The 18,313-nt window shown below is 61.5% G+C and carries 16 protein-coding genes; 6 read left to right on the forward strand and 10 right to left on the reverse strand.

Features of this window, described 5'->3' with window-relative positions; translation table 11 throughout:
- Positions 1-106: 106 nt before the first annotated feature.
- The gene (locus PBDP_RS29000; protein ID WP_109752686.1) at positions 107-1,777 is read right to left on the reverse strand and encodes a putative bifunctional diguanylate cyclase/phosphodiesterase; all 1,671 of its coding nucleotides are present in this window, start codon (positions 1,775-1,777) and stop codon (positions 107-109) included.
- 272 nt (positions 1,778-2,049) lie between these two features.
- Between PBDP_RS29000 and rep the strand changes: the two genes are divergently transcribed.
- Together rep and PBDP_RS29010 are read left to right on the forward strand one after the other, a co-directional pair.
- A complete protein-coding gene (gene rep / locus PBDP_RS29005; RefSeq protein WP_109752688.1) occupies positions 2,050-4,059 on the forward strand; it encodes a DNA helicase Rep in 2,010 nt (669 codons plus the stop codon).
- A gap of 69 nt (positions 4,060-4,128) precedes the next feature.
- Positions 4,129-4,701: a xanthine phosphoribosyltransferase gene (locus PBDP_RS29010; protein ID WP_109752690.1), complete on the forward strand. Its 573-nt coding sequence runs from the start codon at positions 4,129-4,131 to the stop codon at positions 4,699-4,701.
- Between the two features lie 108 nt (positions 4,702-4,809).
- On the opposite strand, the gene PBDP_RS29015 is transcribed toward PBDP_RS29010, so the two are convergent.
- From PBDP_RS29015 to dadA, 6 genes are all read right to left on the reverse strand, one after another.
- Positions 4,810-6,732 (reverse strand): acetyl-CoA hydrolase/transferase C-terminal domain-containing protein, encoded by a 1,923-nt coding sequence (locus PBDP_RS29015; RefSeq protein WP_212801617.1) that lies wholly within the window; start codon positions 6,730-6,732, stop codon positions 4,810-4,812.
- Between the two features lie 136 nt (positions 6,733-6,868).
- A complete protein-coding gene (locus PBDP_RS29020) occupies positions 6,869-7,282 on the reverse strand; it encodes a c-type cytochrome (protein WP_003206840.1) in 414 nt (137 codons plus the stop codon).
- A 182-nt stretch (positions 7,283-7,464) separates the two neighbouring features.
- Entirely contained in the window at positions 7,465-8,013 is a 549-nt protein-coding gene (locus tag PBDP_RS29025) for a cupin domain-containing protein (RefSeq protein WP_109752694.1), read from the reverse strand.
- A 128-nt stretch (positions 8,014-8,141) separates the two neighbouring features.
- On the reverse strand, positions 8,142-9,215 hold the full coding sequence (gene alr, locus PBDP_RS29030; RefSeq protein WP_109752696.1) for an alanine racemase: 1,074 nt from the start codon (positions 9,213-9,215) through the stop codon (positions 8,142-8,144).
- A gap of 95 nt (positions 9,216-9,310) precedes the next feature.
- A complete protein-coding gene (locus tag PBDP_RS29035; RefSeq protein ID WP_109752699.1) occupies positions 9,311-9,664 on the reverse strand; it encodes a RidA family protein in 354 nt (117 codons plus the stop codon).
- Complete coding sequence (gene dadA, locus PBDP_RS29040; protein WP_109752701.1) at positions 9,636-10,940, reverse strand: D-amino acid dehydrogenase; 1,305 nt, start codon at positions 10,938-10,940, stop codon at positions 9,636-9,638. Before dadA ends, PBDP_RS29035 begins: the two co-directional genes overlap by 29 nt.
- Before the next feature lie 155 nt (positions 10,941-11,095).
- Between dadA and PBDP_RS29045 the strand changes: the two genes are divergently transcribed.
- Positions 11,096-11,584 (forward strand): Lrp/AsnC ligand binding domain-containing protein, encoded by a 489-nt coding sequence (locus tag PBDP_RS29045; RefSeq protein ID WP_003206849.1) that lies wholly within the window; start codon positions 11,096-11,098, stop codon positions 11,582-11,584.
- A 120-nt stretch (positions 11,585-11,704) separates the two neighbouring features.
- On the opposite strand, the gene PBDP_RS29050 is transcribed toward PBDP_RS29045, so the two are convergent.
- Entirely contained in the window at positions 11,705-12,058 is a 354-nt protein-coding gene (locus tag PBDP_RS29050; RefSeq protein WP_109752703.1) for a YkgJ family cysteine cluster protein, read from the reverse strand.
- Positions 12,059-12,203: 145 nt separating this feature from the next.
- Between PBDP_RS29050 and PBDP_RS29055 the strand changes: the two genes are divergently transcribed.
- Positions 12,204-13,517, forward strand: coding sequence for an NAD(P)/FAD-dependent oxidoreductase (locus PBDP_RS29055; RefSeq protein ID WP_109752704.1), 1,314 nt, complete (start codon positions 12,204-12,206; stop codon positions 13,515-13,517).
- 113 nt (positions 13,518-13,630) lie between these two features.
- Here the strand turns inward: PBDP_RS29055 and PBDP_RS29060 are convergent, their stop codons facing one another.
- Positions 13,631-13,876, reverse strand: a complete 246-nt coding sequence (locus PBDP_RS29060) for a DUF1127 domain-containing protein (protein WP_109752705.1) — start codon at positions 13,874-13,876, stop codon at positions 13,631-13,633.
- Between the two features lie 179 nt (positions 13,877-14,055).
- On the opposite strand from PBDP_RS29060, the gene PBDP_RS29065 reads away from it, so the two are divergent.
- The gene (locus tag PBDP_RS29065; protein WP_109752706.1) at positions 14,056-15,489 is read left to right on the forward strand and encodes an aminotransferase-like domain-containing protein; all 1,434 of its coding nucleotides are present in this window, start codon (positions 14,056-14,058) and stop codon (positions 15,487-15,489) included.
- Positions 15,490-15,550: 61 nt separating this feature from the next.
- Positions 15,551-17,116 carry a phospholipase D family protein gene (locus PBDP_RS29070; protein ID WP_212801618.1) on the forward strand — a complete coding sequence of 522 codons (1,566 nt, stop codon included), beginning with the start codon at positions 15,551-15,553 and terminating at the stop codon, positions 17,114-17,116.
- A gap of 28 nt (positions 17,117-17,144) precedes the next feature.
- Here PBDP_RS29070 and PBDP_RS29075 read toward each other — a convergent pair whose 3' ends face one another.
- Positions 17,145-18,287 carry an MFS transporter gene (locus PBDP_RS29075; RefSeq protein WP_163856183.1) on the reverse strand — a complete coding sequence of 381 codons (1,143 nt, stop codon included), beginning with the start codon at positions 18,285-18,287 and terminating at the stop codon, positions 17,145-17,147.
- Positions 18,288-18,313 lie beyond the last annotated feature (26 nt).

An 18,313-nucleotide genomic window follows, 5' to 3' on the forward strand; every position in this document is an offset into this window, starting at 1 on the left:
ATCCCTTGTGGGAGCGAGCCTGCTCGCGATGGCGATGTGTCAGTCAATATAGCTGCCGACTGGTCTACCGCTATCGCGAGCAGGCTCGCTCCCACAGGAATTTGTATTAGCTCATTTCCAGTGTGGACTGCTGATTGCCATCGAATGTCAGGTATTCAACCAATTCAGGCAACGGCAACGGCTTGCTGATCAGGAAGCCCTGCACCTGGTCGCAACCGAAGCCGCGTAGCAGGTCCAGTTGTTCCCGGGTTTCCACGCCTTCGGCCACCACCTCCAGGTTGAGGTTGTGGGCCAGGTTGATCATGGCGTGCACCAGCTTGCGATTCTCTTCGCGCTGCTCCATGCCGCCGACGAAGCTCTTGTCGATCTTGAGCAAGGCGATGGGCAGGCTGTTGAGGTGCACGAACGAGGAGAACCCGGTGCCGAAGTCGTCCAGGGAGAAGCGCACCCCCAGGCGGCCCAGGGCATCCATGGTCTGCTTGACTAGCTCGCTGCGGCGCATGACGGCGGTTTCGGTGAGTTCGAATTCCAGCCATTGCGCCTCGACCCCCCGTTCGGCAATCAGTCGGCTCAGGGTCGGCAGCAACTGGCTGTCCTGGAACTGCCGGAACGACAGGTTGACCGCCATGTGCAACGGCGCCAGCCCCCGCTCGCGCAGGGCCTGCATGTCCCGCAGCGCCCGGGAAATCACCCAGTAGCCCAGTGGCACGATCAGGCCGCTCTGTTCGGCCAGCGGCACGAACTCACTCGGTGGCAACAATCCGCGTTCGCCATGACGCCAGCGCACCAACGCTTCGAGGCCGACAATGTGGCCGCCATCAAGGTTCAGCCGTGGCTGGTAATGCAGCTCCAACTCGTCACGGCGCAGTGCCCGGCGCAGTTCGCTTTCCAGGTCGGCGAGGCTGCGGGCGTTGCGGTTGATGCGCTCGTTGAAGATATGAAAGGTGCAGCCCTGGGTGCTCTTGGCCTGCTGCATGGCGATGTGGGCGTGCCACATCAGCGGATCGGCGCCGGCCTGGGCACGAGCGTGGGCAACGCCCAGGCTGCAACCGATCAGCAGGCTTTCACCGTCCACCCAATAGGGCTCGGCCAAGGCTTCGGTAATGCGCTCGGCCATCCACTCGGCCCGTTGTGGCGCGCGGCGGGTGTCGATCAGCAGGGCGAATTCATCGCTGCCCAAGCGCGCCAATTGATCGCCGGCCTCGAGCGAGCTCTTGAGTCGCGACACCACTTGCAGGATCAAGCGATCACCGGCCTGATGGCCAAGGGCGTCGTTGGCGTGACGGAAGTTGTCCAGGTCCAGGTGACCGAGGGCCAGGCCCCGGCCATCGTTTTCCGCCAGACGTGCCGCCAGCAGCGTCTGGAAACCCTGGCGATTGGCAATGCCCGTCAACGGGTCCTGTTCGGCAAGGCGCTGCAAGGTGTTTTCCAGCACGCCACGTTCGCGCACATGGCGCAGGCAACGACGCAGGGTCGCGGTGTCGAGGGCATCACGCACCAACCAGTCGCTGACGCCGTCGGGGGCCAGCGCCGGTTCGTGCTCAAGCAACAGGATAGTGGGCAGGCTGCAGCGGCCCGGCGCCGGTTGTAACGCCGCAACGGTCAGCAGTACCGCGTTGCGGTTATCTTCGAACAGGCTGCTGACTGACTCCCAGCTCGGGGCGCTGATCAACACGACCGAGGGCCCCATGGGCGCCAGGCACTCGCGCAATATTGCTGACCACGCAGGCTCTTGGGCCAATAACAGCAAACGCAAGGGTTCGACAGGCGTTGACAAGCTGACTCCCTAGACTCTGCAAGGTGGTAGGCGCCGGGCATTATGACGCGCCGATGGGCAATGACCAATGCCAATGGTTCTCAAACACGCGCTTTCGGTGGTTTTTTCCACTCGAAATCCTGTGCTGGACGCAATTGGCCCCACATCCTGCGTGAAAGTAGCAGAAGCGGCAAATGACAATGCGGTGTGCGTCACAAGTCGGACAGAGCAGCACAATTCTCTGAGCCTGTTAAAATGCCGGCCCATTTCGCAAACGAATCCCTGACTCTGTCATGTCCCGACTCAATCCCCGGCAGCAAGAAGCCGTGAACTATGTCGGCGGCCCTCTTTTGGTGCTCGCCGGCGCAGGCTCCGGCAAGACCAGCGTAATCACCCGCAAGATCGCGCACCTGATCCAGAATTGTGGCATCCGCGCCCAGTACATCGTCGCCATGACCTTCACCAACAAGGCCGCCCGGGAAATGAAGGAGCGGGTCGGCGGCCTGCTGCGCGCCGGTGAGGGCCGTGGCTTGACGGTTTGTACCTTCCACAACCTGGGCCTGAACATCATCCGCAAGGAACACGCGCGACTGGGCTACAAACCGGGCTTCTCGATTTTCGACGAGACCGATGTCAAGGCCCTGATGACCGACATCATGCAGAAGGAATACTCGGGCGACGACGGCGTGGACGAGATCAAGAACATGATCGGCGCCTGGAAAAACGACCTGATCCTGCCGCCAGAAGCCCTGGAAAACGCCCGCAACCCCAAGGAGCAGACCGCCGCCATCGTCTACACCCACTACCAGCGCACGCTCAAGGCGTTCAACGCGGTGGATTTCGACGACCTGATCCTGTTGCCGGTCAAGCTGTTCCAGGACCACGCCGACATCCTCGAAAAATGGCAGAACAAGGTCCGCTACCTGCTGGTGGACGAATACCAGGACACCAACGCCAGCCAGTACCTGCTGGTGAAGCTACTGATCGGCAAACGCAACCAGTTCACCGTGGTAGGCGACGACGACCAGTCGATCTATGCCTGGCGCGGCGCGCGGCCGGAAAACCTGATGCTGCTCAAGGAAGACTATCCGTCGCTCAAAGTGGTGATGCTGGAGCAGAACTACCGCTCCACCAGCCGCATCCTGCGCTGTGCCAACGTGCTGATTTCCAACAACCCCCACGAGTTCGAAAAGCAACTGTGGAGCGAAATGGGCCACGGTGACGAGATCCGCGTGATCCGTTGCCGCAACGAAGACGCCGAAGCCGAGCGCGTGGCCATGGAAATCCTCAGCCTGCACCTGCGCACCGACCGGCCGTACAGCGATTTTGCGATCCTGTATCGCGGCAACTACCAGGCCAAGCTGATCGAGCTGAAGCTGCAGCATCACCAGATCCCTTATCGCCTGTCGGGGGGCAACAGCTTTTTCGGACGCCAGGAAGTGAAGGACCTGATGGCCTACTTCCGCCTGATCGTGAACCCGGACGACGACAACGCCTTCCTGCGGGTGATCAACGTGCCGCGCCGGGAAATCGGTTCGACCACCCTGGAAAAGCTCGGTAACTACGCCACCGAGCGCAAGATCTCGATGTACGCCGCCACCGACGAAATCGGCCTGGGCGAGCATCTGGACAGCCGCTTCACCGATCGCCTGGCGCGCTTCAAGCGCTTCATGGACAAGGTCCGCGAGCAGTGCGCCGGGGAAGATCCGATCTCGGCACTGCGCAGCATGGTGATGGACATCGACTACGAGAACTGGCTGCGCACCAACAGCTCCAGCGACAAGGCTGCCGATTACCGCATGGGCAATGTCTGGTTCCTGATCGAGGCGTTGAAGAACACCCTGGAAAAAGACGAAGACGGCGACATGACGGTCGAGGACGCCATCGGCAAACTCGTACTGCGGGACATGCTCGAACGCCAGCAGGAAGAGGAAGACGGCGCCGAAGGCGTGCAAATGATGACGCTGCACGCCTCCAAGGGCCTGGAGTTCCCCTATGTGTTCATCATGGGCATGGAAGAGGAGATCCTGCCACACCGCTCCAGCATCGAGGCCGACACCATCGAAGAAGAACGGCGCCTGGCCTACGTCGGTATTACCCGGGCCCGTCAGACACTGGCCTTCACGTTCGCCGCCAAGCGCAAGCAATACGGCGAAGTGATCGACTGCGCCCCGAGCCGCTTTCTCGATGAACTGCCGCCGGACGACCTGGCCTGGGAAGGCAACGACGACACGCCGACGGAAGTCAAAGTCGTGCGCGGCAACAGCGCCCTGGCGGATATACGCGCGATGTTAAAGCGCTAGAATCGACTACTTTTTCCACCACGCTTTTTACCCAATCCAGACGCTGAAGACGTCACCAGAGGAGGCTTCATGGAAGCCCTGCACCAGAAAATTCGCGAGCAAGGCATCGTGCTTTCCGACCAGGTTCTGAAAGTCGACGCGTTCCTCAACCACCAGATCGACCCGCAGTTGATGAAGCTGATCGGCGATGAGTTCGCGGCGCTGTTCAAGGACTCGGGCATCACCAAGATCGTCACCATCGAAGCCTCGGGCATTGCCCCGGCGATCATGACCGGGCTGAACCTCGGCGTGCCGGTGATCTTCGCTCGCAAGCAACAGTCCCTGACCCTGACGGAGAACCTGCTGTCGGCCACCGTGTATTCGTTCACCAAGAAAACCGAAAGCACCGTCGCCATCAGCCCGCGCCACCTGACCAGCAGCGACCGGGTGTTGATCATCGATGACTTCCTCGCCAACGGCAAAGCCTCCCAGGCGCTGATCTCCATCATCAAACAGGCCGGCGCCACCGTCGCAGGGCTGGGGATCGTGATCGAGAAGTCGTTCCAGGGAGGGCGCGCGGAACTGGATGCCCAGGGCTATCGCGTCGAATCGTTGGCCCGGGTGAAGTCCCTGGCGGACGGCGTCGTAACCTTCATCGAATAACCTTGTGGGAGCGAGCCTGCTCGCGATAGCGATTTGTTTGTCACATCAATGTGCCTGACAGACCGCTATCGCGAGCAGGCTCGCTCCCATAGTGGAATGTGCGCACCGTTAAGGCGCGGTGGCCTTGAGCCCGGCAAGCAACAACCGCTGGAACAACTCCTCCTTCAGTCCTTCGGGATTGGTCAGCTGCATCCGCTCCAGATGCCCGGCAAACTCCCAGGGCTGCGGCGCATCCAGCGCCGCCTTGCCCAACTCCAGGATCTCGGTGAGCTTGAATTTGCTCTTGAGCCAGTTCAGCGCCCGCAACAGGTCCCGCTCTATGGCGTCGAAATCACACCCGAGCGGGTACTCCGGGAATAGATTCGAGTGCCGCGCCTGGATGGCCTGTAAACGTTCCGAGGTGTTGTCCGCGAATCGTGGGTCGAGACGGAAATCCTTCGGCAACTTGCCGGCTTTTTGCGCCTGTTCGATCAATCCCGGCTGGAAACGTGAATCGCTGATGTTCAGTAGCGCCTCGATCACCGCGGCATCGGTCTTGCCCCGCAGGTCGGCAATGCCGTACTCGGTCACCACAATGTCGCGCAGGTGCCGGGGAATCGTGCAATGGCCGTACTCCCAGACGATGTTCGAGCTGATCTCGCCTCCGGCCTCACGCCAACTGCGAAGGAGCAGGATCGAACGCCCGCCCTCCAGCGCATGACCCTGGGCGACGAAGTTGTACTGCCCGCCCACGCCGCTGAGCACCCGCCCATCTTCCAACTGATCGGCCACCCCGGCCCCCAGCAGGGTCATGGTGAAGACCGTGTTGATGAAACGGGCATCGAGGCGCTGCAGGCGCTTGAGTTGCTCCTGGCCATACAACTCGTTGATGTAACTGATGCGGGTCATGTTGAATTCGAGACGACGGCTTTGCGGCAACTCGCGCAGACGGTCGTAAAAACTTTGCGGGCCGAGGAAGAATCCGCCGTGTATGCAGATGCCGTCAGGTTGCGCCGCCTCGTCCAGAGTCCCGGCGTTGGCCCGTTCCTGGGTCGGTTCGTCGGGGTAGACCTTGCGCCGGATGATCCCGGCCTCGGCCAGTACCAGCAAACCGTTGACGAACATTTCGCTGCAACCGTACAGCCCTTTGGCAAACGGCTCGACGCCGCCCTCGCGCTCGATCAGTTGCGCCCACTGGCTAAGGTTCAGGTCCGCCAGCAACGCCTGGTAACCAGCGTTATCGGCCTGGCGCGCCAGCAGGGCCGCCGTCAATGCATCACCCATGGAGCCGATGCCGATCTGCAGCGTTCCGCCGTCGCGCACCAGGGTACTGGCGTGCAGGCCGATCAGATGATCCTGGAAGCCCACCGGCATGTTCGGTGTAGAGAACAATGTGTGATTGTCCTTCTCGTCGATCAGCAGGTCGAAAGTGTCGATGCCGACTTCCGCGTCGCCCGGCATGTAGGGCAAATCGTTATGTACCTGGCCGACCAGGAGGATGGTCTCCCCGGCCGCCCGGCGCTTGGCGATCATCGGCAGCAGATCCAGGGTGATGTCCGGGTTGCAGCTCAGGCTCAGGCGATCCGGGTGCTGTGGGTCGCTCGCCAGCAACTGCGCCACCAGGTTCAAGCCGGCCGCGTTGATGTCCCGGGCCGCGTGGCTGTAGTTGCTGCTGACGTAGTTCTGCTGGGCCGACGCGCTGTGCAACAGGCTGCCGGGCTGCATGAAGAACTGCTCGACCCGTATATTGGCCGGCATGCTGTCGTGGTGCAGGTCGGCCAGGTAATCCAGTTCGGGGTAATCACCGAAGACCCGTTCGATAAAGGGTTCGAGGAAGCGTTTCTGCAACCCATCGCCCAAGTTTGGTCGGCCCAGGCTCAGGGCGGTGTAGATGGTCAGCTGTCGCTCGGGCAGTTGGGCGATGCGCCGGTACAACGCGTTGGCGAACAGATTGGGTTTGCCCAGCCCCAGGGGCATGCCGAGGTGAATATGCGCGGGCAGGCGCTGGAGCACGTCATCCACCGCCTGTTCGATTGAACACAACTGCACCATCGGACCCTCCTGGACATTCCATGAATGTGGGTTGGACCGAGCTTGCCGCGTCTTGGTTGCGATGAACAGCCCTGGCAAAACAGCGGACGCAAAAAAGCCGCTCGTAAGCGGCTTTTTTGTGAAGGATGTCGGCGTATTACAGGCCAGACATCTCTTTGATGGCGCCCTTGAGGTCGTCATCCGAGCAATCGGCGCAGGTGCCTTTTGGCGGCATGGAGTTAATGCCGGTGATGGCCTTGGCCAGGATGCCGTCGAGACCGCCCTGGTGATCGGCGCGCTCTTTCCAGGCAGCCTTGTCACCGATTTTCGGCGCACCCAGCAGGCCCGTGCCATGGCAAGCGTTGCAGTGTTTCGCAATCACATCAGCCGGCTTCTTGGCACCACCCGCGCCGCCAGCGGCAGTGGCAACTTCCATGCCCTTGCATTCTTTCCCCTGAACGCAGACCTGGCCGACCGGTTCAAGGCGCTTGGCGATTTCGTCGGTGGTCGCCGCTTGGGCACTGACTGCCCATAGGGCCAATACGGTTGCTGGTGCAGCCAGCATTTTCATAATTAGGTTCACGCGTACACCCTCAATGGTGGCTAGTCACGCCTGCGGCCACGGTTTGCAGGCGGGCGCAAGTATAGCGGTAAGCCCGTCACACTGAAACAACCCCAAAGTCGTAAGGGTCTTGTTTGCAATGTCGGCACATTCTCCGTGTGCCTTTGCCCGGCGGGCCTGGCGCCCTTTTTCTAGAAATTGGCCGGTGTGGCTGCGCTGATCAGTCGCGCCGGCACATCGAACGGATTACGGAAACGGTGGGGCTTGGTGCTTTCGAAATAGTAGCTGTCGCCAGCTTCGAGTACGAAGGTCTCGACACCGACCACCAGCTCCAGCCGCCCTTCCACCAGGATCCCGGTTTCCTCGCCCTCATGGGTGAGCATCTCTTCACCCGTGTCGGCGCCCGGCGGATAGATTTCGTTGAGAAAGGCAATCGCCCGGCTCGGGTGTGCCCTGCCCACCAGCTTCATGGTCACGGCGCCGTCGGAGATGTCGATCAGTTCGTTGGCTTTGTAGACGATCTGGGTCGGTTTCTCCTGAAGGATTTCTTCGGAGAAAAACTCGACCATGGACATGGGAATCCCGCCAAGGACCTTACGCAGCGAGCTGATCGAGGGGCTGACGCTGTTCTTCTCGATCATCGAAATAGTGCTGTTGGTGACGCCCGCGCGCTTGGCGAGTTCACGCTGGGAAAGGCCTTTGAGTTTACGAATGGCTTGCAGTCGTTCACCGACGTCCAATGCTGGAGCCTCCAGGGAATCAGGTTGTGTGGAAAGTGAGCGTTATCATGGCGACAGCGTTCAGTATTTACAACACTTTGACCCGAATCCTGTGCGGTGAAGCGACTTTCGGTAGCGCGCGCCGTGCGTCAATGCCCGGAATAGAGCCGTGGCACCCGCCGCAGGTTGCAGAAAATCTGATAGGGAATCGTGTCGGCGGCCTTGGCGACGTCACTGGCGAGGATGTTCTTGCCCCACAACTCCACAGTCGAGCCGAGCCCGGCCTGGGGGATATGGGTCAAGTCGACAGCCAGCATGTCCATCGACACCCGCCCGACCAACTGGCTGCGCTGCCCCTCCACCAGCACCGGAGTACCGGTGGGGGCTTGGCGTGGGTAGCCGTCGGCATAGCCCATGGCGACCACGCCAACCCGGGTCGGTTGCGTGGTCACAAAACGGGCACCATAGCCCACCGGTTCGCCGGCGGGCAATTCGCGCACACTAATGATCTTCGACTCCAGGGTCATCACCGGTTGCAGGCGCGAGGCGACGGCATTGGGCTCGTCAAAGGGTGTGGCACCGTAGAGCATGATGCCCGGGCGCACCCAGTCGCTGGGGATCTGCGGCCAACCCAATACCGCCGGTGAGTTGCGCAGGCTGATCTGCGCCACCAGGCCCTGGCGGGCTTTGTCGAATATCGCCAGTTGCTCGGTACTGCTGGGATCGTGCAGCTCATCGGCACGGGCGAAGTGGCTCATCAAGACAATCTTCGCCACCTTGCCACTGGCAAGCAGACGACGGTAGGCGGCCTGGTAGTCCGCCGGATGCAGGCCAACCCGGTGCATGCCCGAATCGAGCTTGAGCCAGACAGTGATCGGCTGGCTCAGCGCGGCTTTTTCAATCGCTTCGAGCTGCCACAACGAATGCACCACGCACCAGAAATCGTGCTCGACGATCAGCGGCAGTTCATCGGCTTCGAAGAACCCTTCCAGCAGCAGGATCGACCCACGGATCCCGGCGGCTCGCAGTTCCAGGGCTTCTTCGATGCAGGCCACGGCGAACCCGTCCGCCGTTTCCTGCAGCGCCTCGGCGCAACGCACCGCACCGTGCCCGTAGGCGTCGGCCTTGATCACCGCCAAGGCCTTGGCCCCGGTGACTTCGCGGGCCAATTGGTAATTGTGACGCAGGGCTTGAAGGTCGATCAGGGCACGGGCTGGACGCATGGCGGCAGACTTCTAGGCGGTCATTGAATAAAAAACCGGCGCCGGCTGACAGCATAACCACCAACAGCGCCGGGAGAGGGATCGTTTGGCCGGTATTACGGCAGCGCAGCCACGACGGACAGCTCCACCAGAATCTCCGGCTCGCACAGCTTGGCTTGCACCGTGGCGCGGGCCGGGGCGACGCCTTTGGGCAACCATTTGTCCCAGACGGCGTTCATGCCTTCGAAGTGCGCCTCGATGTCTTTCAGGTAGATCGTCACCGACAACAGACGGTTCTTGTCGGTCCCGGCCAAGTCCAGCAAGCGCTCGATGTTGGCCAGGGTCTCACGGGTCTGCTGCTCGATACCGGCGCTCATGTCGTCGCCGACCTGCCCCGCCAGGTAAACGGTGCCGTTGTGCACGACAACCTGGCTCATGCGGTCATTGGTGAGCTGGCGCTGGATTGACATGTTTTGCAGACTCCTGGTGTTTGCTGCCATAACGGGAAATATCGAGGCCTTCGGCGCTGATCTGCGGTTTTTTCTTCGCCATCAGGTCGGCCAACAGGCGACCGGAACCACAGGCCATGGTCCACCCGAGGGTGCCGTGACCGGTGTTCAGGAACAGATTCTTGAAGGGCGTGGCACCCACGATCGGCGTGCCGTCCGGGGTGGTCGGGCGCAGGCCGGTCCAGAAACTCGCCTCGGCCAGATTGCCGCCCTGAGGATAAAGGTCGTTGACGATCATCTCCAGGGTTTCGCGCCGACGCGGGTTGAGAGACAGGTCAAAACCAGCGATTTCCGCCATGCCGCCCACCCGAATGCGGTTGTCGAACCGGGTGATCGCGACCTTGTAGGTTTCGTCGAGGATGGTCGAAGTCGGCGCCATCGCCGGATTGGTGATCGGCACGGTCAGGGAGTAACCCTTGAGCGGATACACCGGTGCGCGGATCCCGAGGGGCTTGAGCAATTGCGGCGAATAGCTGCCCAGGGCGAGCACATAGCGGTCGGCGGTTTCCAGCTTGCCGTCGATCCAGACACCGTTGATGCGGTCACCGGCGAAGTCCAGGCGCTGGATATCCTGGCCGAAGCGAAATTGCACACCCAGCTTCGTCGCCATTTCCGCCAGGCGCGTGGTGAACATCTGGCAATCGCCAGTCTGGTCGTTGGGCAGGCGCAAGGCGCCAGCCAGGATGTCGGTGACATTGGCCAGGGCCGGTTCGACCCGAGCGATGCCCGCACGGTCGAGCACTTCGAACGGTACGCCGGACTCTTTCAACACCGCGATGTCTTTCGCCGCGCCATCGAGCTGGGCCTGGGTGCGGAACAACTGTGTGGTCCCCAGGCTGCGGCCTTCGTAGGCAATGCCGGTTTCGGCGCGCAGCTCGTCCAGGCAATCACGGCTGTACTCGGACAGGCGCACCATGCGCTCCTTGTTGATCGCATAGCGGCTGGCGGTGCAATTGCGCAGCATCTGTGCCATCCACAGGTATTGGTCAATGTCGGCAGTGGCCTTGATCGCCAGCGGCGCATGGCGCTGCAGCAGCCATTTGATGGCCTTGAGCGGTACGCCCGGCGCGGCCCACGGCGAGGCATAACCCGGCGACACCTGGCCGGCATTGGCGAAACTGGTTTCCATCGCAGGCGCTGGCTGACGGTCGACCACCACCACTTCGAATCCGGCCCGGGCCAGATAGTAAGCACTGACGGTACCGATGACGCCGCTACCCAATACCAGAACGCGCATGTTGATGCCCTCATCGCGGATAACCGCTGACGTTTGTTGTACATAGCTCAGATGGGCGCAGTGTAAGAAAGATTAGCCAGTGCTTTTCACTATATAAATGCCTATATTTGGCGAGAATTCTCGGCAATAACCCTTTTTACGGAGGCGCATCCCCTGTGCGTACCAACACCCAGACCAAACGCGAGCTGGACAAGATCGACCGCAACATCCTGCGCATCCTTCAGGCGGACGGACGAATCTCCTTCACCGAGCTGGGAGAAAAGGTCGGCCTTTCCACCACGCCTTGCACCGAGCGGGTACGGCGCCTGGAGCGCGAGGGCATCATCATGGGCTACAACGCCCGGCTCAACCCTCAACATTTGAAGGGTAGCCTGCTGGTGTTTGTCGAGATCAGCCTCGATTACAAATCCGGCGATACGTTCGAAGAATTCCGGCGCGCAGTGCTGAAGCTGCCTCACGTGCTGGAATGTCACCTGGTGTCAGGGGATTTCGATTATCTGGTGAAAGCACGGATTTCCGAGATGGCTTCGTACCGCAAGCTACTGGGAGACATCCTGCTCAAGCTGCCCCATGTGCGCGAATCCAAGAGCTATATCGTCATGGAAGAGGTGAAGGAGAGCTTGAACCTGCCGATTCCGGATTGAGCCTGGCTTAAGGCAATGGTTATCTGGACGGCCGCTTTCGCGAGCAGGCTCGCCCCCACACAGAGATCCATTGTGGGAGCGGGCTTGCTCGCGAAGGCCGCGACTCGGTATCGCTGCCTGCTAGACCAACACCTGCCGGTTGCTGGCCATGTATTCATGAATCTGCTGCTCGACCCGCGGATGAATCAGTTCCACCGGCCGCCGCCCATTGGGGCATGGCAGGGTCGCCGTGGTGCCGAACAGCCGACAGATCAGCGGTCGCTCGTCATACACGGTGCAACCGTTGGGGCCCAAGTGCACGCAGTCGAGCGCGTCCATGGCCGCGTCCTGTTCGGCGCGAGTCTTGCGGGGCAAGCGGGCCATTTCCTCGGGCGAGGTGGTCACCGGACCACAGCAGTCATGGCAACCCGGCACGCACTCGAACGTGGGAATCTGCTGGCGAAGCGTGCGGATTTTTTGACTGTTGCAGCTCATCGAGGCGGCTACCGGGAAAGATGGTCCGGGATTTTGCCTTAAAAGCCACGGGCCAGACAGCGCCAACCGACCGGTGTTGCCCAGGGAGGAATCCCCGGCTTATGCTCCGTAAAATTTCTCAAACACAATAATCAGGATTACGCACATGAACGCCCGTGTTCAGCAACCTGTCCCGAGCCACGCGCACGCCGCCTCTTATTACGCCGCCAGCAGCCTGCCGCAACCGGACCATCCGGTATTGCAGGGTGAGTTGGTGACGGATGTCTGCGTCGTGGGTGGTGGGTTTTCCGGGTTGAACACGGCGATCGAACTGGCCGAGCGCGGCCTGAGCGTAGTGCTGCTGGAGGCGCACAGGATCGGCTGGGGCGCCAGCGGGCGTAACGGCGGTCAACTGATTCGCGGCGTCGGCCATGGTCTCGATCAGTTCGAGCCGATCATTGGTGCCGACGGCGTACGCCAGATGAAGCTCATGGGCCTTGAGGCCGTGGAAATCGTCCGACAACGTGTCGAGCGTTTTCAGATCCCTTGCGACCTCACTTGGGGTTACTGCGACCTCGCCAACAAGCCCAGCGACCTGGAAGGCTTCGCCGAAGATGCCGAAGAGCTGCGCAGCCTGGGCTATCGCCACCAGACCCGGCTGCTGCAAGCCGACGAAATGCACAGCGTCGTGGGTTCGGATCGCTACGTCGGCGGGTTGATCGACATGGGCTCGGGCCATCTGCATCCGCTGAACCTGGCCCTGGGCGAAGCCGCCGCCGCGCAGCAACTGGGAGTCAGGCTGTTCGAGCAATCGGCAGTCACGCGTATCGACTACGGCCCTGAAGTGAAGGTACACACCCAGCAGGGTTCGGTTCGCGCCAAGACGCTGGTACTGGGCTGCAACGCCTACCTCAATGGACTCAATCCACAACTGGGCGGCAAAGTGCTGCCGGCCGGCAGCTACATCATCGCCACCGAACCCTTGAGCCAGGCCCAGGCACAGGCGTTATTGCCACAGAACATGGCGGTCTGCGATCAACGCGTGGCGTTGGACTACTACCGGCTTTCGGCGGATCGACGCCTGTTGTTCGGCGGGGCCTGCCACTATTCCGGCCGGGACCCGCAGGACATTGGCGCCTACATGCGTCCGAAGATGCTCAAGGTATTCCCGCAGTTGGCGCAGGTGAAAATCGATTATCAATGGGGCGGGATGATCGGCATCGGTGCCAACCGTTTGCCGCAGATCGGCCGGCTCAAGGACCAGCCCAATGTGTATTACGCCCAGGCTTATTCCGGCCATGGCGTGAACGCCACGCACCTGGCCGGCAAATTGTTGGCCGAAGCGATCAGCGGACAGCACAGCAGTGGCTTCGATCTGTTCGCGCGGGTCCCGCACATGACTTTCCCCGGCGGCAAGCACCTGCGCTCGCCGCTGTTGGCACTGGGGATGTTGTGGCATCGGTTGAAAGAGTTGGTTTAAAGAGCTTCACCACGACTGACGACGCTATCGCGAGCAAGCCTTGCTCCCACAGACCCTTTCAATCTGTGGGGGCAAGGCTTGCCCGCGATAGCCGTCTCAGGGCCGGCACCACTTCAAAGTCGCCAGAACGGCCTGAGCCCCTCCTCCAATGCCTGCTCCCTACTCAGCCCGATATCACGCAACTGTTCGGGTGTAAGTTCCAACAAGGCTTTGCGTGTATGCAGACGATGCCAGAACAGGGCCCAGCGGCTCAGGTCGGACGGCGCATTGCGCAACATTGCGTCGCGCAGCCCATTCTCCTGCCCTGCCGCCAGTTCCTGACTGTGTAACGTCAGCCGCACATCGCTCAAGCCGTTCATTTTGATCGCTCCTGTTTACTTGGGTAGCCAGAGGTTTCATGATGCGCGGACAGTCAAAAGCAATACAGATTCAACCTATTTATTTTATAAGCATACAGATTCGGTTTCTGCGCCACTGAATCGTCATTTTCCAAGCCAACTGTATCGGTTGCAGTTGTCCATCTCATCGGGAGTGCACCATGACCCTCTACGTGAACCTCGCCGAACTGCTCGGCACCCGCATCGAACAGGGCTTCTACCGTCCCGGCGACCGGCTGCCCTCAGTGCGGGCATTGAGCACGGAACATGGGGTCAGCTTGAGTACGGTGCAGCAGGCCTATCGCGTGCTGGAAGACAGCGGGCTGGCAATGCCGAGACCCAAGTCCGGCTATTTCGTACCTGTGGGTCGCGAACTGCCAGACCTGCCGGTGGTAGGCCGTCCGGCCCAGCGTCCAGTGGATATTTCCCAGTGGGACCAGGTGCTGGAACTGATCCGCGCCGTACCCCGCCCGGACGTGGTGCAACTGGGACGCGGCATGCCGGATATCAATTCGCCGACCATGAAACCGCTGCTGCGCAGCCTGGCGCAGATCAGCCGCCGACAAGACATGCCCGGCCTGTATTACGACAACATCTACGGCAACCTCGCGTTGCGCGAACAGATCGCCCGCCTGTCGCTGGATTCCGGCTGCCAACTGGGGCCCAACGATTTGATCGTCACCACCGGCTGTCATGAGGCCCTGTCGGTCAGCATCCGCGCCACCTGCGAACAAGGCGATATCGTCGCGGTGGACTCACCCAGCTTTCATGGAGCCATGCAAACCCTCAAGGGCCTGGGCATGAAGGCTTTGGAGATCCCCACCGACCCGCTCACCGGCATCAGCCTGGACGCACTGGAACTGGCGCTGGAGCAATGGCCCATCAAGGCCATACAGTTGACCCCCAGCTGTAACAACCCGCTGGGCTACATCATGCCCGACGCTAATAAACGCGCGCTGCTGAACCTGGCACAGCGTTTCGACGTGGCGATCATCGAAGATGATGTGTATGGAGAATTGGCCTACACCTACCCTCGCCCACGCACCATCAAGTCCTTCGATGAAGACGGCCGCGTCCTGCTCTGCAGTTCTTTTTCCAAGACCCTGGCCCCAGGCCTGCGAATTGGCTGGGTCGCGCCGGGCCGGTATCTGGAGCGGGTGCTGCACATGAAATACATCAGCACCGGCTCCACCGCGCCACAGCCGCAGATTGCCATTGCCGAATTTCTCAAGGGCGGACATTTCGAACCCCATTTGCGCCGGATGCGCACGCAATACCAGCGCAATCGCGACGTGATGATCGATTGGGTCAGCCGCTACTTTCCGTCGGGCACCCGTGCCAGTCGCCCGCGGGGCAGCTTCATGCTGTGGGTCGAGTTGCCGGAAGGCTTCGACACATTGAAGCTCAATCGGGTCCTGCTGGACCGAGGCGTGCAGGTCGCAGTCGGCAGCATCTTTTCGGCATCGGGCAAGTACCGCAACTGTCTGCGGATGAACTACGCTGCCAAGCCAACGGCGCAGATCGAAGAGGCCGTACGCAAAGTGGGCGCCGCTGCCATCGCGTTGTTGAACGAAACCCAGCGCGACGTCGTCTGAACTTTATCCAGGGAAGCAGTACCCAACAGCCGATCAACGCAAACAAGCGGAACGCTCCTACGTGAGATCCAGATCGATCCTGCCTTCGCTTTTGTTAGTCGCCTCGCTGCTGGGCGGCTGCGCCAGTTTTGATATCAGCCGCGAGCCTTCCCAAGCGTTGCCAGCCGCCGAATCCTCATTCGGCCGCTCGGTCCAGGCCCAAGCCGCGGCCCATGAAGGCCGTTCCGGCTTTCGGTTGCTCTCCGACAGCACCGAAGCCTTCACCGCCCGGGCCGAGCTGATCCGTCATGCCCAAAGCAGCCTGGACCTGCAGTATTACATCGTCCACGACGGTATCAGCACGCGGATGCTGGTGGATGAACTGCTCAAGGCCGCCGACCGGGGCGTGCGCGTGCGCATCCTGCTGGACGACACCACCAGCGACGGCCAGGATCAGATTATCGCGACCCTCGCCGCGCACCCGCGTATCCAGATTCGCCTGTTCAACCCCCTGCACCTGGGCCGCGCCACCGGCGTGACTCGTAGCCTCGGGCGCCTGTTCAACCTGTCGTTGCAGCATCGACGGATGCACAACAAGCTGTGGCTGGCGGACAACAGCATGGCCATCGTCGGCGGCCGCAATCTGGGCGATGAGTATTTCGACGCCGAACCCAACCTGAACTTTACCGACATCGACCTGCTCGGCGTCGGGCCGGTAGCCGAACAACTGGGGCACAGTTTCGACCAATATTGGAACAGCGCCCTGAGCAAGCCCATCGAACAGTTTCTGTCTCCTCGCCCCACGCCCAAGGACCTGGCCAACAGCCGCCTGCGCCTGCAAGAGTCCCTGGAGCAGACCCAGAAGGAAAACCATGCGCTCTACCAGCAACTGACCGCCTACAAGACCCAGCCGCGCCTGGATACTTGGCGTGACCAGTTGATCTGGGCCTGGAACCAGGCGCTGTGGGACGCGCCCAGCAAAGTGCTGGCCAAGGACGAGCCGGATCCGCAACTGTTGCTGACCACGCAACTGGGGCCCGAACTGACGGGGGTCAGCAAGGAACTGATCATGATTTCCGCCTACTTCGTCCCCGGCCAGCCAGGTTTGGTGTACCTGACCAGCCGCGCCGATGCCGGGGTGTCGGTGAGTCTCTTGACCAACTCCCTGGAAGCGACCGATGTGCCAGCGGTGCATGGCGGCTATGCGCCGTATCGCAGGGCGCTGCTGGAACATGGCGTGCGCCTGTTCGAGTTGCGACGGCAACCGGGCGACAAAGGCAGCAGCCCTCACCTGTTCTACAGCAAATCCTACGGCGAATCGGATTCCAGCCTGCACAGCAAGGCGATCATCTTCGACCAGCAAAAGTCCTTCATTGGCTCGTTCAATTTCGACCCGCGCTCGGTGCTGTGGAACACCGAGGTCGGCGTATTGGTGGACAGCCCGGAGCTTGCCGGCCAAGTCCGCGAGCTGGCCTTGCAGGGCATGGCGCCAGCGCTGAGTTATCAGGCTCGGCTGGAGAATGACAAGCTCGTATGGACCACCGAAGACAACGGCCAGATCCACGACCTGGGCCGCGAACCGGGCAGTTGGTGGCGCCGGTTCAATGCCTGGTTCGCCACGACCATCGGGTTGGAGCGGATGCTTTAGGCCCGGGCCGCTTTTGTGGCAAGGATGTTCAGGCCGTTTGTGTCGCCCCGAATGCCCCTTGGCGCAACAGCAGGATCACCAAGCCGAACGCCCCCGCCGCCATGAACAAAGGCAGCGCATGCCCACTGATCCATTGGCTGCCCGCTCCCGCCGCCAGCGGGCCGATCAGGCAACCGAGCCCCCACAACTGCGCGACATGAGCGTTGGCCCGTACCAGTGCATCGTCGCGGTAACGCTCGCCGATCAGGATCAGCGACAAGGTGAACAAACCTCCCGCGCTGGCGCCGAACAGCACCCACAGCGGCCAGATCAACAGGGTATCGATCAAAAGCGGAACCGCCAGGCTCGATAACGTCAGTGCCACCGCGCACCCCGTCAACAGCGCCCGGCGAGACACGCGATCGGCCAGGGCGCCAATGGGCAATTGCAGCAAGGCATCGCCGACCACCACGGTGCTGACCATCGCCAACGCAATGTCAGCGCTGAAGCCCTGGCGCAAACAGTAGACCGGCAGCAACGTGAGGATCATCGCCTCGAACGCAGCGAACAACGACACCGCCCAGGCAATCGCCGGCAAACCTCGGCAAAACGTCCACAAATCGCCAAACGTGACGCTGCCGGCCTCGCTACTCGGTGCCCCGCTGCGGCCCAGCAACAGCAAGGGTGCGATCAACAGCAGGCCGACACCCACCCAGAAGCCGTAGTCATGATCGGTTCCAAGCGCTCCCAGCAGCAACGGGCCGGCCAACTGGCTCAGGGCATAGCTACTGCCATAAAGCGCCACCAGCCGTCCGCGCCATTGCTCAATGACCAGTTGGTTGATCCAGCTCTCGCCGAGAATGAACACCAGGGTCAGGACCACGCCAATCACCAGGCGCAGCACCAACCAGACCGGGTAGCTGGGCAACAGCGCCAGCAATCCGATGGACAGCGCCCCACCCCACAGGCACAGGCGCATCAACCTCGCCGTGCCGAACTGCGTCGCCAACCGACTCGACACCTTGGCCCCGAGCAACACCCCGACAGCCGGCATCGCAGCCATCACGCCAATGGCGAACGAGCCATAGCCCCAGCCCTCGAGACGCAGCGACACCAGCGGCATGCTTACGCCCAGGGCCAGGCCGACACTCAGGACAGACGCCAACACGGCGAAATAAGTCGCCCAACGCATTTCCACGCTCCTGTGGAGAGTTATCG

Origin of the sequence: Pseudomonas sp. St290 (assembly GCF_018325805.1) — a bacterium.
GTDB lineage: Bacteria > Pseudomonadota > Gammaproteobacteria > Pseudomonadales > Pseudomonadaceae > Aquipseudomonas > Aquipseudomonas bijieensis.